This window comes from Clostridium sp. 1001271B_151109_B4 (assembly GCF_015670405.1).
Lineage (GTDB): Bacteria > Bacillota > Clostridia > Clostridiales > Clostridiaceae > Clostridium.
The window spans coordinates 94,628-110,238 of record NZ_JADPBQ010000009.1 but is presented as its reverse complement, the minus strand read 5'-3'; the positions used below and the strand labels follow the sequence as shown (position 1 = coordinate 110,238).

Sequence of the window (15,611 nt, the reverse complement as noted above, 5' to 3'; positions counted from 1 at the left end):
TTTTGTTTAAAGACAGGAGGTTCCCGAACTGTCTATATTTCAGAAATAAATTATACTCAATATTATATGATAAAGCAAGAAGAATTATATATTATTACCTTAATTTAAGAAAATAATATATAAAAAGTTAATATTTTAAAAAAAATAGTATTATAATTTATTAATCATACTTTTATATAAGGAGGAAAGTGGGCATGGAGTTTTTAGAAAATAAAAACAGGAAAGATTTTGAAAGACATAAAAATAAAATTCAAGAAAATATAGACATGGGGAAAAATATGGGGGTAAATAAAATTAGTGCTATATTAGCAATAGAAGATGAATCTCAAGAAATCCAAACAAAATTAATAAATTGGTTATTATCAGAAGGATATAGGATTTCATTAAAAGAAGAGGATTGTACAATATTAACTATCGAATGGTAAAAAAATAATAAAAAAATAATTATTCGTGAATATCATTATGAAAGCTGTCAATAATTACAGAAAAAGGAGTGATATTTATGAGTAATGAAATATATGATAAAGATAAAAAAGAAGTGAAATTTGAAAATAAGCACTTTAATAAAAAAATTTCAATTTTAGCAGGTATTATAGTTTTTGCTGTAGTTGTTAGTTTTTTTGGAACTTATATTATAAGTGATAGATTAATAAATCCGAAATATTCGCAAGAAAAAGAAGATGATGAAAAAACTGTTTATAATAATTCTAAAATTTTAAATGATGATATGATGGTTGTATTAATGAATGAAGGTGTTGTAGAAAAGGAACAAAGTATTTTAGAGTTTAAAAAAGAAAACTCAATTGTAAGTGATATAAATCAGCAATTTGTTGTTAATTTTTATGAAGCAAATGGATATAATCTAGAATCTTTAGAAGATGACAAAGTGGTGTTTATAAAAGAAGGCACAACAAGTGTTTTACAACCTAATAAATATTATCTTGGAGAAAAAGATGGATACTTTGCTATATATAAAACAGATGATTCAGGAAACTTAACAATTGAAGAAAGTGAAGATATATATAGCAATAATCGACCAATAAGTTTCTTACAAGGTAACGATTTAGATGCAATAAAAAATTTTAAGTATTCTTATGATACAAAAGAAGAGGCTATAGAAAAGTTATCTGCTTTTATATCTTAAAAGTAAATACGTTAAATACATACATAAAGGGAAAGTTTACTTTTAAGAAGAAATATAATTCTTTAAATTTGTAACCCAATCTACAACTCAAATATTATAATGAGTTGTTAATATACTTTTACACTAAAAAGAGATTATAAATAGAATTTGGTTTCTATTTATAATCTCTTTCATTATAGGAAAAGACACACCTGTATAACAATATAATCATAGGGAAAAATATTATCATAACCTACTAAGGAGGCGAAGAAATGAGTATTATGTCAAACTTCGATTATTTATTAGTTATGCCTAGTGGAAATATAAAGGGATTTAATGATGAAGAAAGTGCTAAAGCTTATATTAATACTTATTATTTTAAAAAAACAGTTAACAGAGATGTCAGTGGGGCTTATAAGGATTTAACTGAAGACTTTGACGATATTCCAGAGGTTTTAAGTTATAAGAGTGGAGTAGAGGAAGGAGAATGTAGATTATATAATACACTTGAAATAATAGAAAAGATACAAAATGAAGTGATTTTTGAAGAGGAAAAAGAAGAGATAATTTCAAAATTGATTTCTAATAATATAAATATGAATATATATGATTATGCTATTGACAATGTTTTTAGCAATAGTGATTCTATAGATATTATGGAACCATACGGAGAATATACAAGAGGATAAAGTTAAATAAAGAGTTATACTAAAATCTCTTACTTTAGTATAACTCTTTATTATTGAAAAAAACTTTTTAAAATGTTAAAGTATAATGTAGATTATTAAAAAGTATTTATTTACAATGTAAATTGAGAATCGTTAAAATAACAAAACAAGGTTAATCTATTTATATAGATTGAGGGGGATAAAATGTACGAATATATTAAAGGTAAGTATATGGGGATAAATAAAGAATATGTTATTATAGAAAACAACGGTATAGGATATAAGATATTTACTTCTGGTGCTACTATGACAGAGATGCCAAAGGTTTCAGAAGAAGTTATGCTATATTTAGAGCAGATAGTAAGAGAAGATTTTATAGGCTTATATGGATTTAAGGATAGAGAAGAATTAGAAATGTTTAAATTGCTTATTTCAATAAGTGGTGTTGGAGCAAAAGCTGCATTGTCATTACTTTCAATAAGTAGAATAAATAATTTAAAGTATGCTATTATTATGGAAGATGATAAGCATTTATGCAGAGCACCTGGGATTGGTAAGAAAACTGCAGGAAGAATAATTTTAGAATTAAAGGATAAAATCAAAACTGATGAAGTAACAGAAGGTGTTGATATCCAAGAAGGATTTGAAGATATTGTACCAAGCAATGCAAATTCTATTGGAGAAGCTTTAGGAGCGTTATTGGCTTTAGGATATTCAGAAAAGGAAGCTGAAAGTGCATTAAAGAAAGTAAATAGACAGGAATCAGTTGAAAATATTATTAAGGAATGTTTAAGAGTATTAATGGGATAGAGGTGATATAATTTGGAGAGAATTATCACACCAGATGAAATTCTGGAAGATGGGAATGGTGAATTAAGTCTAAGGCCTCAAAAAATTAATGAATATATTGGTCAAGATAAGGTAAAAGAAAGATTAAATATATTTATTACTGCTGCAAAGAGAAGAAATGAAGCTCTAGACCATGTTTTATTATATGGACCACCAGGTTTAGGGAAAACTACACTTGCTAATATAATAGCTAAAGAAATGGGTGGAGATTTAAAGATTACATCAGGACCAGCTATTGAAAGAGCAGGAGATTTAGCTGCTATATTAACTACATTAAAAGATAACGATGTTTTATTTATAGATGAAATACATAGATTAAATAGAAGTGTTGAAGAAATTCTATATCCAGCAATGGAAGATTATGCTTTAGATATAGTTATAGGTAAGGGGGCAGCAGCAAAATCAATTAGATTAGATTTACCACATTTTACTTTAATAGGAGCTACAACTAGAATAGGTATGCTTACATCTCCTCTAAGAGATAGATTTGGAGTTTTATGTGATATGGTGTATTATACAGAAGAACAATTGAAAGAAATAATTGTACGTTCCGCATTTGTTCTAGGCTGTGATATAACTGAAGAAGGCGCATATGAAATTGCTAGGAGATCTAGAGGAACTCCGAGAATTGCAAATAGATTATTAAAGAGAGTCAGAGATTATGCAGAGGTATATTCTGATTCATTAATAAGTTTTAAAGAAGCAAAAGCAGCGTTAGAATTATTAGAGGTAGATGCTCAAGGTTTTGATAGGGTTGATAATAAAATTTTAGAAGCGATTATTGATAATTTTAACGGGGGACCTGTTGGGATAGAAACATTATCTTATTTTATAGGGGAAGAGCTTGGAACAATAGAAGATGTTTATGAGCCATATCTGCTACAAAAAGGATTTATAGTTAGAACTGCTAGGGGAAGAACCGCTACGGATAAGGCTTATAGTCATTTAGGTAGAACAAGGGGCAAAAAAGTTACAAAAAAGCAAACTAGTTTTTTTGAAGGTTAGGAGATATATTAATGAAAACAAGTGATTTTGATTTTTACTTACCAGAGGAGCTTATAGCTCAACATCCACTAGAAAGAAGGGATTATTCTAGATTAATGGTTTTAGATAAAGAAACTGGAGAGATAGAGCATAAACATTTTTATGATGTTATAAACTATTTAAATCCAGGAGATACATTAGTTTTAAATAATACTAGGGTAATGCCAGCAAGGCTTATAGGAGAAAAGGCTGAAAGTGGAGGTAAAATTGAGTTTTTACTTTTAAAGAGAATTGAAGGCGATAAGTGGGAGTGCTTAGCTAAGCCAGGTAAAAGAGCTAAAATAGGAGCTGAATTTGTATTTGGTGAAGGAAAGTTAAGATGTAAAGTTGTAGATATAATAGAAGAAGGAAATAGAATTATTGAATTTTCTTACGATGGAATATTTGAACAAGTTTTAGATGAACTTGGAGAAATGCCACTTCCTCCTTATATAACAGAAAGACTTGATGATAAGGAAAGATATCAAACTGTTTATTCTAAGGAAAAAGGATCAGCAGCAGCACCTACTGCGGGACTACATTTTACTAAAGAACTTTTAGAAGAAGTTAAAGAAAAAGGTATTAATATAGCATATGTTACATTACATGTAGGACTTGGTACATTTAGACCAGTAAAGGTTGATGATGTAAATGAACATGTTATGCATTCGGAATTTTATCATTTGGAAGAAGAAGATGCTAAGATAATCAACGAAACAAAGAAGCGCGGAAATAAGATTATTTCAGTTGGAACAACATCAACAAGAACTTTAGAGACAATTGGTGATGAAAATGGATTTGTTAAAGCACAAAGTGGATGGACTAATATATTCATTTATCCAGGATATAAGTTTAAAATAGTAGATAAGCTTATAACAAATTTCCATTTACCAGAATCAACATTAATAATGTTAGTTTCTGCATTAGCAGGAAAAGAAAAAGTAATGAATGCTTATAATGAAGCTGTAAAAGAAAGATATAGATTCTTCTCTTTTGGAGATTCAATGATAATAAAATAGAATACATAAGTTAAGAAGGACGTGAAGTTTTGAGTAAAAGATATACGTTATTAAAAAAAGACGGTAAAGCAAGAAGAGGTAGATTTGAAACACCTCATGGAACTATAGAAACACCAGTATTTATGAATGTTGGTACTTTAGCAGCAATTAAGGGTGGAGTTTCTTCAATGGATTTAAAGGAAATTGGATGCCAAGTTGAGCTTTCAAATACATACCACCTACATTTAAGACCTAGCGATAAAGTAGTTGCAAAAATGGGTGGCTTACATAAGTTTATGAATTGGGATAGACCAATTTTAACTGATTCAGGCGGATTCCAAGTGTTTTCATTATCATCAATGAGAAAAATTAAGGAAGAAGGAGTTTACTTTAATTCTCATATAGATGGAAAAAAAATATTTATGGGTCCAGAAGAGTCAATGCAAATACAAAGTAATTTAGCATCAACAATAGCAATGGCATTTGATGAGTGTATACCAAATCCTTCAACTAGAGAATATGTAATAAATTCAGTAGCAAGAACAAATAGATGGTTAGATAGATGTATTGCTGAAATGAATAGATTAAATTCATTACCAGATACAATAAATAAAGAACAAATGCTTTTTGGTATTAATCAAGGTGGTTGTTATGAAGATATAAGAATTGAGCACGCTAAACACTTAGCAACATTAGATATGGATGGTTATGCAATTGGTGGTTTAGCAGTTGGTGAAACTCATGAAGAAATGTATAGAATTATTGATGCAGTAGTTCCACATTTACCAGAAGATAAGCCAATATATTTAATGGGTGTTGGAACACCAGAAAATATTTTAGAAGCTGTAGATAGAGGAGTTGATTTCTTCGATTGTGTTCTACCAGCTAGAAATGGTAGACATGGGCATGTGTTTACAGGTCAAGGTAAGATAAATTTAATGAATGCAAAATTTGAATTAGATGAAAGACCAATAGATGAGGGATGTGAATGTCCAGCATGTAAGCATTATACAAGAAGTTATATAAGACATTTATTTAAAGCTAAAGAAATGCTTGCTTTAAGATTATGTGTATTACATAATTTATATTTCTATAACAAGCTTATGGAAGATATAAGAACAGCAATTGATAATGGAACTTATAGTCAGTTTAAAGAACAAAAGTTAAGGGAATGGAATTGCAAAAAATAAAATCCTAAACTGTGTTTTATGAATAATTTGTTAAACTTAGTATTTAATTTGTTCATAGAATTGACATATTATTTTAAATAAAGTATATTATTTAATACATAGTAAATAATACGATGTATCCTTAATGATGAATGTGAAGGGAAGGGATTTTTAAATGACACAATTATTAGCTACACTATTACCTTTAGTAGCGATGTTTGCAATTATGTACTTTTTATTAATAGTTCCAGAAAAGAAGAGAACAAAAAAGTATAATACAATGTTATCTGAATTAAAAGTAAATGATGAAATTTTAACAAGAGGCGGAATAGTTGGAAAAATCATAACAATTGAAGATGATCAAATGGTTATCCAATCAGGGCCAGATAGAGTAAGATTTAGAATTACTAAAAATGCTATAGCTCAAAAAGTAAACAAAGACGTTGCATAATTAAAGAATAATACCCCCTTTTAGCTCATAGAATGAACTAAAAGGGGGTGTTTTTATGGAATGGAAAGAATATTTTAATAACGTTCTAAAGGGTGTGGTAGGAGCAGTAGCAGTAGTAACAGTATTAACAGCAGTTTTATCTTTAGTTATGTCTTTTGTAGACATTAGTTCAGGAATGTTTAGTGCTATTTATGTAGCTATAACCAGTATTAGCTTAATATTTGGAACAATATTTGCAGCAAAACTATATGGTCATAAGGGGTGGCTAGTAGGACTTTCTGTAGGAGTTTTATTTTACATATCCTTATATGCTATTGGAGTTTTATTTGGAGCAGAAGCTACATTAGGATTATATGATTTAATGAAATTTTCACTTTGTGTAGTTGTTGGAATTCTTTCAGGTATGTTAGGTATTAACTTAGGAAGCGATTAAAGATTAAAGGAGTTATGTTATATAACATAGCTCCTTTAATTTATGTGCATATATAATAAATTATAGCATTAAGTAAAAAAAAAATAAATAATTTGGAAAAATATTTGTTAAAATGTACAAAAAATATAAAAAAGGTAGAAATAAACTGTTGAAATACTTTACAATAAGAGAGTAAAGTAAATTTAAAAGATAATACAATTGTTTGGGAACGGTTTCTAGATGTGTAGTATAAGTATTTTCTTTTAAATTAAAAAATAGGGAGGAGAAATTTATGAAAAAAAGAGGGGTAATGAAGCACAAATGGAAAATAGCGGTAATGACATTAGTTTTATTTTGTATAAATTTGGTACCGTTTTCTAATAGTGCGAGTGATGTTTTAGCTGAAACAGTATTAAAAAGCCCAGTAGTTAATAGTGATGGTACTGTTACCTTTAATTATCAAGGTGATGGAACAGAAAATGATGTAAAGGTAAAGGGGGAATTTAGTGGTTGGAATACAATTGATATGATAAAAAGTGAAAATAATATTTGGACAACCACAGTTGAGGGAATATCAGGAATAAATGAATATGGAATTGTGACCTGGGCAGATACAACTATTGATGATATTAATGGTGATTGGAAGGGTGATCCATTAAATTCATATAAAAAAGGTAGTAATCCAGCAGTTGTAGTTAATCCACAGGTTAGTAATGGAAAGGTTACATTATATTATTTAGGTAATGGAATAGAAACGAGAGTTGCAGTAAAAGGATCTTTTGATAATGAAAGGTCAGTTTTACATGAGATGATAAATGAAAGTAGCTCAAATATTTGGTCTGTAACATTAGATCTTGCACCAGGAAATTATGAATATGGAATAGTAACTTGGTCTCCAGACACAAATGATCAAGAAGTGGGAGATTGGCAAGGAGACCCATTAAATCCTAAGCATGTTAAAGAAGGTGATTTTACTTCTAATGCATTGATTTCAGTAGAAGGTGAATCAGAATTAAAAAGTCCAGAAATTAATGAAGATGGTACTGTGACATTTAGAGCTGAATATGAAGGAGAAACTTTATATTTAATTGGATCAATGGTTGATTGGAATATATCTAAACAAATAAAAATGGAAAAAAACGATCAAGGTATTTTTTCTACAACAATTAACTTAGAGCCAGGAACATATGAATATCAATTTAAACCATACGAAGGGGATAATTGGGAAGATGCATTTAAAGATTCACTGAATGCAGAAGTGAATGGAGATAATTCAGTAATTGTTGTACCAAAGCAACAAGAGAAAAAAACAGTAAAAGTAAGATTTATAAAAGAAGGGGAAATTGAATACGAAAACTGGGGATTTTGGACATGGTATCCAGGAGAAGTAGGGAAATTTGTTGAATTTGATTATGTAGATAAAGAAGGTGCATATACGTTACTAGAATTACCGGCTAATGTAACAGAAGGTGAGCTAGGAATTATAGTTAAAAAAGGACAAGATTGGGACAATAAAGCCACTGGAGATCTAAAGTATGAGATTTCTGATTTAAATAATGAAAATAATGAAATAGTTGTAACTTATGGTGAAAAGGAAAAACCAAAAAGTATTATTCAAAGAGCATTTATAAAAGAATATGAAGATATTACTATAAATATTCATTATAAGAGAAATAATAAAGATTATGATAACTGGAATATATGGACATGGTTAGACGGAAATGATGGAGAAACATTAGAATTAACTTCAGAAGATAGTTATGGTAAAGTAGCAACTAAGGTATATGCAAACTTAGTTAATGATACTAATATGGGGTTCATTGTTAAGAGAACTGAAGGTGAGAATGAATGGGCCGAAAAAGATGTAGATAGTAATAGATTTATTGATTTGAGGCATGTATCTAATGATGGAACATTAGATGTATACTTATCACAAGGAAAAGAAGCTTTTGGGTATCATTCGCCATTGGTTTCAAAAGAAATAACAGATTTAGATGGCCAAGTAAATGGTGATATGTTGTATCACAATACTTGGGATAGTCTTTATAAATATCCATTTGGGGCTGTTGTTCAAGGAACTGATGTAACAGTTAGAATGCATTCTCAAAAAGGTGATTTGCAATATGCTAGAGTATTAGTGAGAAATACAAATACAAATAGATCAGATCTTTATAATATGGAAAAGGTTTCAACTATCACTGTAGATGAGGAAGAAGTTGATATATGGGAAGCTACATTTACTCCGGATGAAATTGGAGTATATGGATATAAATTTATTGCTGGTGATGGTGATACTGTAAAATATTATTGTGAAGATGGTAGCGAAGGTAAAATAGGAACTGTAGGAGATAAAAACGGACTATTCTTCCAATTAACTGTTTATGACAAAGACTATACAACACCTGATTGGATGAAAGAAGCAGTTGTTTATCAAATTTTCCCTGATAGATTCTTTAATGGGGATGAATCAAATGATACAGCTAAAGAAAATGCAAGAGGAGAGGAACCAATAGAAACTCATGAATCTTGGAACTCATTACCAGATAACCCTAGATTGGGTGAAAATAATATGGACGATATTGATGGAGCATACACTGGTGACGAAATATGGTCAAATGATTTCTTTGGTGGTGATATTGAAGGAATTCAAAAGAAGTTAGATTATTTACAAGGATTAGGAGTTAATACTTTGTATTTAAATCCAGTTTCTATGGCTGCTTCGAACCATAAATATGATGCTACAGACTATAAAACTTTAGACCCTATGTTTGGAACAGAAGAAGAATTTAAGGCATTTACTGCTGAGTTAAAGAGTAGAGGAATGCATTTAATTGTAGATGGAGTATTTAACCATGTTGGTGATGATTCAATTTATTTTGATAGATATGGTAAATATGATACAGTTGGTGCATATGAATATTGGTCATATGTATATGATTCAATGAATAATGAAGGAATAACAGAAGAAGCCGCAATGACTAAGGCAGATGATTATTTTATAAAAGATGGACAAACATTTAGTGAAGAAAAATGGCATTTATGGTTCAATATTAATAATACTAAGGTTGATGTTGGAACAACAAATGAAAGATATGATTATCAAGGATGGTGGGGATATGATTCACTACCAGAATTTAAATCATTAAGTAAGAAAGATGCTATTAAATTAGGTTTAGCTAGTGAAAGTGATGAATTTGTCAATAAAGAAAGTGAATGGAATAACAAAGAGTTAGTTGATTATATCTATAAGGATGAAGATTCTGTTGCAAAACAATGGATTGACTGGGGAGCAGATGGTTGGAGACTTGATGTTGCTAATGAAGTCGATACAGTATTTTGGAATGATTTTAGAGAAGTAATGAAGGAGCATAATAGTGAAACACTTATTTTAGGGGAAATCTGGGATGATGCCTCAAAATATTTTATTGGAGATCAATATGATTCGGTTATGAATTATAGAATAAGAGCTGCATTAATTGATTATTTAAAAAATGGTAATGCAACAAGGTTAAATGATACATTAATGGCAGTTTATGAAGATTATCCAGAGGAAGCGTTTTATGCATTAATGAACTTAATGGGGTCTCATGATGTTGCAAGAGCGATTTATGTATTAGGAGGGGGAAGTGATTCTTCTGAAAGAGCTGAATTCGGGGACTATGATGAAAGTTTAGGAAAGCAAAGATTAAAGCTTGCTTCTTTATTTGAGTTTGGTTATGCTGGAGCTCCTACTATTTACTATGGAGATGAAGCTGGAGTTACAGGATCTAAGGATCCAGACTGTAGAAGAACTTATCCATGGGGAAATGAAGATGATTCATTAGTTAGTTTCTATGAAGCAATTGGATCAGTTAGAGAAAATAATAAAGAATTATTTTCTTATGGTGATTTAACAACTTTATATACTGGCACTGATGGTGTATATGTATATGGAAGAAGCTATGAGGATAGCCATGCTATAGTAGCTATTAACCCTACAAATAGCGATGCAAAAGTAACTTTAGATTTAAAAAAATTTACTGGAAATGGTACAGATTTTGTTGATGGACTAGATTCTAATTATAAAGTTTCAGTTAAGGATGGAAAGGTTGAAATAACTGTTCCTGCAATGACTGGTAGAATGATGACAAGCACTAATGTTATAAAATTGCCTGAAGCAGTTAGTAAAGTTATAGGAACAGAAGGTAATGGAGAAGTAACTTTAAAATGGGATTCTGTAAAAGGAGCAAAAGAATATAAAGTTTATTCTTCAAGCTTTAAGGGAAGTTTAGAAACAGAAGTTAAGATAGTAGATAATACTGAGATTATAATTAATCAATTAACAAATGGTAATAGATTATACTTTGCAGTAAGTGCAATAGATAAAGATGGAAATGAATCACCTTTATCTTGGAGTGATGGATTAACTCCACATTCAGAGATTACATGGCTTGGTAACTTGAGTGATGTAAAAGCTGATAAAGTTGATATATCATCAGCTATAAATGTTAATTCTGAAGTATATATAGAAGATATTTCAAATGTAGAAGGAGCATCTGATGGATTAGTTGGAAGGTTATTAGTTAAATATCCTGGAGATGAGGAATTTACAATATTTAAAGCAAGCTATTTAGAGGAAAATGAGGATAATGATGTATTCACAGCGTCATTTATAGCAAATAAAGATGGAAAGTATGAATATAAGTTTGAGTTTACTACTAAAGGAACTTATGGATTTGATGACAAGGATAGTATAAAGTCTACAGATGTTAAATCATTTAAATTATCTGTTAATGATGATGTAACTCCAGCAGATGCTATTAAGTTAAAGACTCCAGAAGAACAATCAGGAGAAGTAAATTTAAGTTGGGATGTTGTTGGAGAAAATAATATAGCTCTATATGAAATTGTTAGAAATGGAGTTGTAGTTGCAAGAATTCAAGATAAATTAGCAGTATCATATAAAGATACAGATGTGAAAAATAAAACTGAATATAAATATGAAGTAATTGCTTATACTAATGGTGGTAATTCAATTAAGTCAAATTTAGTTAATGTTACACCGGATTTAGTTATGGTAGAAGTAACATTTAAATTACATGCTCCTTCGTATACACCGCTTGATGCAGTAATAACAATGCCAGGAGGAATGAACGGATGGGATGTAAGTTCATGGGAAATGAGTAGGAATGGTGCAGTTTCAGCTGACTGGACTTATACTATTTCAGTTTTAGAAGGTGAACAAATTGAATATAAGTATGTTAAAGGTGGATCGTGGAATCAAGAAGCGTTAATGAATTATTCAAATCCAAAGGCTGCTAATCAAAGTAAATATGGTTGCACTACTGGAGAAGGTGGTAATGAAAAAATTACAGTTGTAAATCAAGGTAATGGTAAAATGCTTGTTGAAAACGAAGTTGTAAGATGGAAGGATATGCCTGTAGTTGTATTAGATCCATCAAATGGAAGCTATACAAAAAATGAAACTATTACAGTTAAAGGTAATTCAATGTTAGATCCAAATTTAACTATAAACGGCGAAAAAGTTGAAGTTGATGAAAATGGAACTTTCGCACATCAAGTTAAATTAAATGTTGGAAAAAATGATATTAAAATTCATATCGAACCAACAGAAGAGAATAAAAGTAACCCAGATATATTTAATAATAATGAAGAAGCAATAGGATTTGCTACAAAAGATTTATCACTAGAAATAACAAGATTGGGTGAAGGTGAAGAAATACCAGGACCAACTATCAATGCAAATGATAAAATGTTAAAGGTTGGAGATGTATTTAATGCATTAGAAGGGGTTACTGCAGTTGATGCAGAAGGAAATGATATTACAGAAAAGTTAGAGGTAGTTGAAAATACAGTTGATACTTCTAAAGAAGGAGAATATAAGGTTATATATAAGGTAGTGGATGAAAATGGAAAAGAAACTACTAAGGAAATTAAAGTTACAGTAGAAAAGAAAAACCCTGACTCAGAAGATGATGATCCATCAGTTGAAGTTAAGCCGGAAGAAGATGGAACTATAAAGATTGATAAAATCACAGATAAAGATGGTAATAATAAAATTAATATTAGTAAACCAAGTGATGAAGTTACTATAGAGATTACTGATATAGAAAGTATTAAAAATGGTAATGGTTCTATAGAAATAGTAAATGACAATCAAACATTATTAATACCATTTAGTGTATTTGATAAAACTTTACTTGTAGATGGTTCATCTATAATAGTGAAATTTAAAAATGCTATTGATAATGCTATTACAAAAGGGTTAAAGGCAGTGAAAAAAGTTTATGAAGTAGATTTATCTATAAAGAATGGCGATAAGTTTACAAAGATAAAGACTACAAATGATGGCAGAATTACAATGTCAATTACATTAACAGATGATGAATTAAAAGGATTAAATAAATCTAAATTATCTGCATTCTACTATAATGAAGAAAGTAAGAAATTTGAAATAGTAGAAAGTAAAATTGAAGGTAATACTATAGTATTTACAACAGATAAAATAGGAAAGTTTATAATTGCTGAAAAATCAACTGCTGTTGATGGTAATATATTACCTCAAACTGGTGGGACAAACATAATGAATTATATAATAATTGCATTATTGTGTACTGCTGGTGGAATAGTAATGGTATATAAGAAAAAAGAAGAATTAATATAATAATAAAGAAAGCTCTAGGATAAAACCTAGGGCTTTCTTGGCATTAAAGTCAGTTTGAATTCTCTTTTTTAATAAGTATAAATAAGCTAAGTTAAATTAACTGATTTTAGCTTATCTTTAATTTCAAACAATTTAGCTTCAAGAGTATCAATTTTTGCTGAAAGTATTGTACGTTCACTAATCTTATCTGTTTTACTTAATTTTGTATTTAGTTCATCAATATCAGTAGCTATCGAAATAATTTCTAAAGCATATTTCCATGCACTTTTTCCCATATAGAATTCTCCTTATATAATTACTTACTGGTATTTTATGATGAACTATTGATATGTTTACTAAAATTAGGCAAAAAATGTTCAAAATTAGTGAAAACGATATAAAATGCAATAAAATTAAAATAAAAAGGTTTAGATATAAAAATATGAATATATAAGAGAGAATAGAGTATATAGTTTTACTTTATAAAATTATAAAGAAATAATTTTAATACAAAATAAATTATTTGTAAATTAATGTAGTAGAGCCGCAGAATTTTATATGTTCATAAATTAGTTAATATAGAAATACATAAAGAGTATTGAATAAGAAAAAATAACAGATAAAGAGACTAAATGTATTATCCAAAGGTGTTTGTTAAAAAAAAAACAATTTTTTTAAAAAACCTCTTTACTATTCCTTAGTAAAGTAGTATGATTTAATTAAGGAAAATAATTATTAATTAAAAATAAATATTTTAAGATAGTTTTTAGCTTTAGGAGGAATTAATATGAAAATAGTAGTAGTAGGATGTACTCATGCAGGAACTGCAGCAGTAGTTAATTTAAAGGAACTTCACCCTGAAAGTGAAATCACAATATATGAAAAAAATGATAATTTATCATTCTTGTCTTGTGGAATTGCATTAAATGTAGGAGGAGTTATAAAAGAAACTAAAAATCTTTTCTATAACTCACCTGAAAACTTAGCTAAAATGGGTGTTGTAACAAACATGAAGCATGAAGTTTTAAATATTGATTTTGATAATAAAATATTAAAAGTTAAAAATCTTTTAACTAATGAAGAATTTGAAGATAATTACGATAAATTGGTTTTAACATTAGGATCATGGCCAATAGTACCAAGATTTGAAGGTGGAGATTTAGATAATATTTTATTATGTAAAAATCATGACCATGCAGTAGAAATTATAGAAAAATCAAAAACAGCTAAGAATGTAGTAATAATTGGTGCTGGATACATTGGAGTTGAATTAGTAGAAGCATTTGAGATGCAAGGTAAAAAAGTAACTCTAATTGATGCTGAAGAAAGAATAATGGCTAAATACTTAGATAAAGAGTTTACTGATATCGCAGAAAAAGAATTTACAGATAGAGGAGTTAACTTAGTATTAGGAGAAAAGGTATCTAAGTTTGAAGGTGAAAATGGGAAAGTATCTAAGGTTGTTACTGAAAAGGGAAGTTACGAAGGCGATTTAGTAGTATTATGTATTGGATTTGCACCTAATACTAAATTAGTACAAGGAAAGTTAGATACATTACCAAATGGAGCTATTATAATTGATGAATATATGAGAACTAGTAAGGAAGATGTTTTTGCAGCTGGAGATTGCTGTGTTGTTAAATACAATCCTGCTCATGATACAAGATACATTCCACTTGCAACAAATGCTGTAAGAATGGGAACTTTAGTTGCAAGAAATATAGTTGAACCTACATTGAAGTATATGGGAACACAAGGTACTTCAGGAATCAAAATTTACGAAAAATGTATAGCTTCAACAGGCTTAACAGAAGAAGTTGCTAAAGCTACTACTAAAATGAATGTTGGTTCAGTTGAATTAACTGATAACTATAGACCTGAATTTATGCCAACATACTTACCAGCTACTGTTAAGTTAGTATTTGATAAAGATACAAGAAGAGTAATCGGTGGACAAATAATTTCTGATATAGATTTAACTCAATTTATGAATACTTTATCAGTTGTTATTCAAAATGAAATGACTATTGAAGAATTAGCTATGACAGATTTCTTCTTCCAACCACATTTTAATAAACCATGGAGCATTTTAAATGCAGTAGCTTTAAAAGCTCTATAATATTATAAATAGCCTATTTTCATAGGCTATTTTTTTGTTTTTTTGCAAAAAGGGGCACAAAAATTTTTAAGATCATGTATAGTTTGATATATTAAATAGTATAGGAAGGTAATAAATAATATGGAATAATTTTTAATAGAAAAGAGTATATCTCAT

Annotated in this window: 12 protein-coding genes; 11 read left to right on the top strand and 1 reads right to left on the bottom strand. The window is 29.1% G+C overall.

The window, feature by feature from the left end; all coding sequences use genetic code 11:
• Positions 1-194 precede the first annotated feature (194 nt).
• The 10 genes from I4V63_RS08195 (at position 195) to I4V63_RS08150 (ending at position 13,357) form a co-directional block, all read left to right on the top strand.
• On the top strand, positions 195-425 hold the full coding sequence (locus I4V63_RS08195) for a hypothetical protein (RefSeq protein WP_196000809.1): 231 nt from the start codon (positions 195-197) through the stop codon (positions 423-425).
• 77 nt (positions 426-502) lie between these two features.
• Positions 503-1,144: a hypothetical protein gene (locus I4V63_RS08190; protein ID WP_196000808.1), complete on the top strand. Its 642-nt coding sequence runs from the start codon at positions 503-505 to the stop codon at positions 1,142-1,144.
• 251 nt (positions 1,145-1,395) lie between these two features.
• Positions 1,396-1,812, top strand: a complete 417-nt coding sequence (locus tag I4V63_RS08185; protein WP_196000807.1) for a hypothetical protein — start codon at positions 1,396-1,398, stop codon at positions 1,810-1,812.
• A 183-nt stretch (positions 1,813-1,995) separates the two neighbouring features.
• Positions 1,996-2,601, top strand: coding sequence for a Holliday junction branch migration protein RuvA (gene ruvA, locus I4V63_RS08180; protein WP_196000806.1), 606 nt, complete (start codon positions 1,996-1,998; stop codon positions 2,599-2,601).
• 12 nt (positions 2,602-2,613) lie between these two features.
• Positions 2,614-3,645, top strand: a complete 1,032-nt coding sequence (gene ruvB, locus I4V63_RS08175) for a Holliday junction branch migration DNA helicase RuvB (protein WP_196000805.1) — start codon at positions 2,614-2,616, stop codon at positions 3,643-3,645.
• Between the two features lie 11 nt (positions 3,646-3,656).
• Positions 3,657-4,682 (top strand): tRNA preQ1(34) S-adenosylmethionine ribosyltransferase-isomerase QueA, encoded by a 1,026-nt coding sequence (gene queA, locus I4V63_RS08170; RefSeq protein ID WP_196000804.1) that lies wholly within the window; start codon positions 3,657-3,659, stop codon positions 4,680-4,682.
• Positions 4,683-4,711: 29 nt separating this feature from the next.
• Positions 4,712-5,851 (top strand): tRNA guanosine(34) transglycosylase Tgt, encoded by a 1,140-nt coding sequence (gene tgt / locus I4V63_RS08165; protein ID WP_196000803.1) that lies wholly within the window; start codon positions 4,712-4,714, stop codon positions 5,849-5,851.
• Between the two features lie 154 nt (positions 5,852-6,005).
• Positions 6,006-6,281 (top strand): preprotein translocase subunit YajC, encoded by a 276-nt coding sequence (yajC, locus tag I4V63_RS08160; protein ID WP_196000802.1) that lies wholly within the window; start codon positions 6,006-6,008, stop codon positions 6,279-6,281.
• 55 nt (positions 6,282-6,336) lie between these two features.
• Complete coding sequence (locus I4V63_RS08155; RefSeq protein WP_196000801.1) at positions 6,337-6,714, top strand: TIGR04086 family membrane protein; 378 nt, start codon at positions 6,337-6,339, stop codon at positions 6,712-6,714.
• 271 nt (positions 6,715-6,985) lie between these two features.
• Complete coding sequence (locus I4V63_RS08150; protein ID WP_196000800.1) at positions 6,986-13,357, top strand: alpha-amylase family glycosyl hydrolase; 6,372 nt, start codon at positions 6,986-6,988, stop codon at positions 13,355-13,357.
• Positions 13,358-13,443: 86 nt separating this feature from the next.
• Here the strand turns inward: I4V63_RS08150 and I4V63_RS08145 are convergent, their stop codons facing one another.
• On the bottom strand, positions 13,444-13,632 hold the full coding sequence (locus I4V63_RS08145; protein ID WP_196000799.1) for a hypothetical protein: 189 nt from the start codon (positions 13,630-13,632) through the stop codon (positions 13,444-13,446).
• A 491-nt stretch (positions 13,633-14,123) separates the two neighbouring features.
• Here I4V63_RS08145 and I4V63_RS08140 point away from each other — a divergent pair, with 491 nt between their 5' ends.
• Entirely contained in the window at positions 14,124-15,455 is a 1,332-nt protein-coding gene (locus I4V63_RS08140; RefSeq protein WP_196000798.1) for an FAD-dependent oxidoreductase, read from the top strand.
• Positions 15,456-15,611: the final 156 nt, after the last annotated feature.

Coding starts and splice junctions, on each gene's coding strand:
- I4V63_RS08195 (WP_196000809.1), top strand. CDS start 195: ATGGAGTTTTTAGAAAATAAAAACAGGAAAGATTTTGAAAGACATAAA.
- I4V63_RS08140 (WP_196000798.1), top strand. CDS start 14,124: ATGAAAATAGTAGTAGTAGGATGTACTCATGCAGGAACTGCAGCAGTA.
- I4V63_RS08145 (WP_196000799.1), bottom strand. CDS start 13,632: ATGGGAAAAAGTGCATGGAAATATGCTTTAGAAATTATTTCGATAGCT.
- I4V63_RS08190 (WP_196000808.1), top strand. CDS start 503: ATGAGTAATGAAATATATGATAAAGATAAAAAAGAAGTGAAATTTGAA.
- I4V63_RS08155 (WP_196000801.1), top strand. CDS start 6,337: ATGGAATGGAAAGAATATTTTAATAACGTTCTAAAGGGTGTGGTAGGA.
- I4V63_RS08185 (WP_196000807.1), top strand. CDS start 1,396: ATGAGTATTATGTCAAACTTCGATTATTTATTAGTTATGCCTAGTGGA.
- I4V63_RS08150 (WP_196000800.1), top strand. CDS start 6,986: ATGAAAAAAAGAGGGGTAATGAAGCACAAATGGAAAATAGCGGTAATG.
- queA (WP_196000804.1), top strand. CDS start 3,657: ATGAAAACAAGTGATTTTGATTTTTACTTACCAGAGGAGCTTATAGCT.
- ruvA (WP_196000806.1), top strand. CDS start 1,996: ATGTACGAATATATTAAAGGTAAGTATATGGGGATAAATAAAGAATAT.
- yajC (WP_196000802.1), top strand. CDS start 6,006: ATGACACAATTATTAGCTACACTATTACCTTTAGTAGCGATGTTTGCA.